3 protein-coding genes and 1 pseudogene are annotated in these 3,341 nt (G+C 66.0%); 2 read left to right on the top strand and 2 right to left on the bottom strand.

The window, feature by feature from the left end; all coding sequences use genetic code 11:
- Together AO684_RS01275 and AO684_RS01280 are read right to left on the bottom strand one after the other, a co-directional pair.
- Window positions 1-382, bottom strand: a 382-nt coding sequence (locus AO684_RS01275; RefSeq protein WP_200907778.1) for a protein adenylyltransferase SelO family protein, incomplete at its 3' end; no start/stop codon positions are given.
- Between the two features lie 60 nt (window positions 383-442).
- Window positions 443-1,105 (bottom strand): hypothetical protein, encoded by a 663-nt coding sequence (locus tag AO684_RS01280; protein ID WP_152968313.1) that lies wholly within the window; start codon window positions 1,103-1,105, stop codon window positions 443-445.
- A 127-nt stretch (window positions 1,106-1,232) separates the two neighbouring features.
- Here AO684_RS01280 and AO684_RS01285 point away from each other — a divergent pair, with 127 nt between their 5' ends.
- Together AO684_RS01285 and AO684_RS01290 are read left to right on the top strand one after the other, a co-directional pair.
- Window positions 1,233-2,579, top strand: a complete 1,347-nt coding sequence (locus AO684_RS01285; protein WP_054300942.1) for a calcium-binding protein — start codon at window positions 1,233-1,235, stop codon at window positions 2,577-2,579.
- Between the two features lie 188 nt (window positions 2,580-2,767).
- Window positions 2,768-3,341, top strand: a pseudogene (locus AO684_RS01290) (SPOR domain-containing protein); the annotation flags it as partial.

The raw sequence follows: 3,341 nt of genomic DNA on the forward strand, positions 1-3,341 counted from the left end.
CGCGCGAAAATGCGGTGGGGCCAGAGCCTTTCAGCGCGATATCGCGGCGCTCGCCCTTTCGGTCGATCACCTCGCCCAGCAGCAGCGCCCGGCCATCGCCCAGCTGTGGGGAAAAGCCGCCGAACTGGTGGCCTGCATAGGCCTGAGCGACAGGTTCGGCGCCGTCAGGCAGCAGGTTGCCGGAAAATACCTCGGCTGCGCGGGCCTCCAGTGCTTCCGGTTCCGCGCCAAGTTCCTCTGCCAGTTCCCTGTTGAACATCAGAAGCTTCGGCGCCACCGCCCGGCGCGGTGCCTGTTCCAGCCAGGCGCCCGGCAGATCGCGCACATAGCTGTTGTCGAAGCGCAGCCCAAAGCTGCCCGCCGCCTGTTCCGCCTGTGCCATGATCCGCCCTTTCCTGTCGCGCCTTTCCGATATGGACCCCGCGTGCCGGGGCGGCAAGCCTCAGCGCGGCAGGGTCAGGCGCATCTCGGCGCCGATCTCGGCCGCGCGCCCCTCGTAAAACCGCGCCTCGCCCGCCAGAGCCACACCGCGGCGCGGTTCTTCCAGCACCAGCCCCAGCCGGGCGTAGGGGCGGCGTGTCACCACGGTTTCAGAAACGTCCAGCAAGGCGGAACGCACCGTCACCCGCGACCGTGCCGCCTGCATCCCCAGCCCCAGCACCACCTGCCCCGAAAGGGCGCCAAGATCCGCGCGGCGGCTCAGCGCCAGTTCGGGCGTGACCGACAGGCTGCGAAAGCCAATGTCCACCGGATCGGTCAGGATGCCCATGCCCTTGGGCAGGCGGTAGCGGCTTTCACCGATCCCGGTCAGCACCGAGGCCTCCAGCCCGAAGCCCGCGCCCAGATCGGTCTCGCGCGACAGCCGCAGCCCGATCAGGCGGTCGCGCGCAAGATCATGCGGCGTGTCGCTGTCCGGGCCAAGCACTTCGGGGTCGATCTCCAGCCCGAAGGCGGGGGGCCGGTTCCGCGCAGGAACCGCCGCAGGTGCCATGACGAAGCGAGCCGCGGTGACGCGCAGCGCAGGCTCCACATGACCGCGTCTGTCCTGCCCCAGAACCAGCGCACTGCGGCAGCCCTGACAAGCCCCCGTACAGCCCGAAAACACGGCCAGAACCGAAGCCGCCGCGACAAGGCGTCGCCACCCCCTTTGGCGGGGTCGGAGGGGCCACAATTGCCCTTGCATTCCCAGCGTCGCCCTTCCAGATTTGCTGCAATTTTCCAAGGAGGTATACATGTCCACGCTGCGCATCAACACATCGCTTGTCGATGTCATCCAGAAGACAGTCGCCCAGATCGGCGCGAAACCCGGCCTTTACCTCCCCTCGCTCAAATATGCGGACCGGCTTGACCTGTTTGGTGATGTCATCGACGCCGTCACCCCACGCGTGACGCAGCTGTCCTCCACCAAGATCACGCTGGCTTTCAGCGCGGAGTCCAACTGGACGCTGAGCCTTGCCGGCAAGGGGATCAGCCCGGTCGGCAATATCCAGACCCTCATCGAAGCGATCCAGGATGGCGTGGCAAAGGGCGAGTTCGACAGCCTGACCCTGAAACAGGGCAAGACCACGCTGATGAACATTGATTTCTCGCCCACCGGCTACACGCTGAAAACCGGCACTGACACGCTGCGCATCACCGGCAGCCTGCCGGATTCGATGGATGACATTTATGCAATCGCCGCTGTCGTCGGCCAGATCGGCGATCTTGAGGACATGACGCCCAGCCAGCGCGAACAACTGGCCGATGCGTTGTCTGATTACGGCATCACCGGGCTGAGCCTTACCAATGCGACTCGCGAGGTGTTTTCGTTCAGCCTGACGGAAGACACGCTGGCGCTGAAGCTCTTTGGCTATACGCTCCAGTTCGATGGCGTCTTCCCCACCAATTTCGGCGAGATGCTGACGGTGGGCTGGGATCTGCTGGCCCAACTGGGCGAAGACCCGGATCTGTCGTCCATCGCGGGGCTGGCGCTGGATGGCATGAAGCTGACCGCGCCCGATGGCACGACGCTGATGAACCTGACCGGCCCGCTCGACACTTCCGACCCTGGCCATATCGACCGCTTCGTGGTGGATGGCGCCCGCTCGCCGGTCGGGACGATCCTGATGTTCGATCCCACCGCCGAAGGGGATCGTGACAACGAACTGATCATGGGCACCTGGGGCCGCGACAGCCTCAGCGGCAATGGCGGGCGCGACCATCTGATCGGCTACAAGGGCAACGACATGCTGTCCGGCGGCACGGGGGCGGATACGCTGGTCGGCAGTCAGGGCAACGACAGCCTGTATGGCGGCAGCCAGAACGACCGGCTGGAAGGCGGCGTCGGGCGCGATGTGCTGACCGGCGGCAAGGGCGCCGATCATTTCGTGTTTGGCAATGGGTCTGGCCGCGACACGATCACCGACTACCGCGATGGCACTGACAAGATCGTGATCGGCTGGAGCCGCGCCGACAGCTTCGCCGACCTGACGATCACCGACACGAGCCTTGGCGCCCGGATCACCGATGGCAAGAATATCGTCATTCTGCACGATGTTGCGGCTTCGGTTCTGGATGCAGGCGACTTCATCTTTGCCTGAAACCCCCGGCCGGGCGGCCCCGCGCAGGGGCCCCCCGCCCCTGCGGCGTTTTCCGCCAATACCGGCCTCGGGCCTTTTCTCGACCCCGTCCTGCGTCTATGCTAATGCCATTCCGGCGGCAGGGCAGTTGCCGCAACGAGCGAATGAAGCGCAGCCCGGCAGAAGGCGCGCCATAATGAGGGTTAGTAATGGCACGAGCAGCGGTCGGACATCTGGTCATGGCGGTGGTTTCCGTCGGTCTTCTGACAGCCTGTGAAGCAGGCAAGAATCCTTTCGCCCCGAAACCGAAGCCGGAGGTCGCGGCCACCGGCAGCGGCGAAAGCCCGGCGGCGACCTCGGTCAAGCTGGTCGACCGCGATGTCGAGGCGCCCGAGATCTTTCAGACCACCGATACGGCGCTCTGGGATGGTCGTCCCTCACTGGGCGGCGTCTGGGTGGCCTCGCCCGATGCGAAAGACCCGGAGCGGGTGATCCTGCGCAATCCGGCGAACGGCAAATTCGTCATCGGGGCGCTGTTCCGCCGCGAACGTGACAATCCGGGGCCGAAGCTGCAAATTTCCTCCGATGCCGCTGCCGCGCTAGGGCTTCTGGCCGGGCAGCCCGGCAAGATCAACGTGACCGCCCTGCGCCGCGACGAGGCGCCGACGCAGACCGATGCGTCGAAGCCGATCCTTGACGCCGCCGAAACCGTGGCAGCGGAACAGCCCGCAGCCCCCGCGCCCGTTGCAGGGGCCAAGCCGATCGCGGGCGCGCCCGTCACCG

The organism is Gemmobacter sp. LW-1 (genome assembly GCF_001303875.1).
In the GTDB taxonomy this organism is placed as follows: domain Bacteria; phylum Pseudomonadota; class Alphaproteobacteria; order Rhodobacterales; family Rhodobacteraceae; genus Gemmobacter; species Gemmobacter caeni.

Bases quoted from the DNA above. Each gene is read 5' to 3' on its own strand.
- AO684_RS01285 (WP_054300942.1), top strand. From the start codon at position 1,233: ATGTCCACGCTGCGCATCAACACATCGCTTGTCGATGTCATCCAGAAG.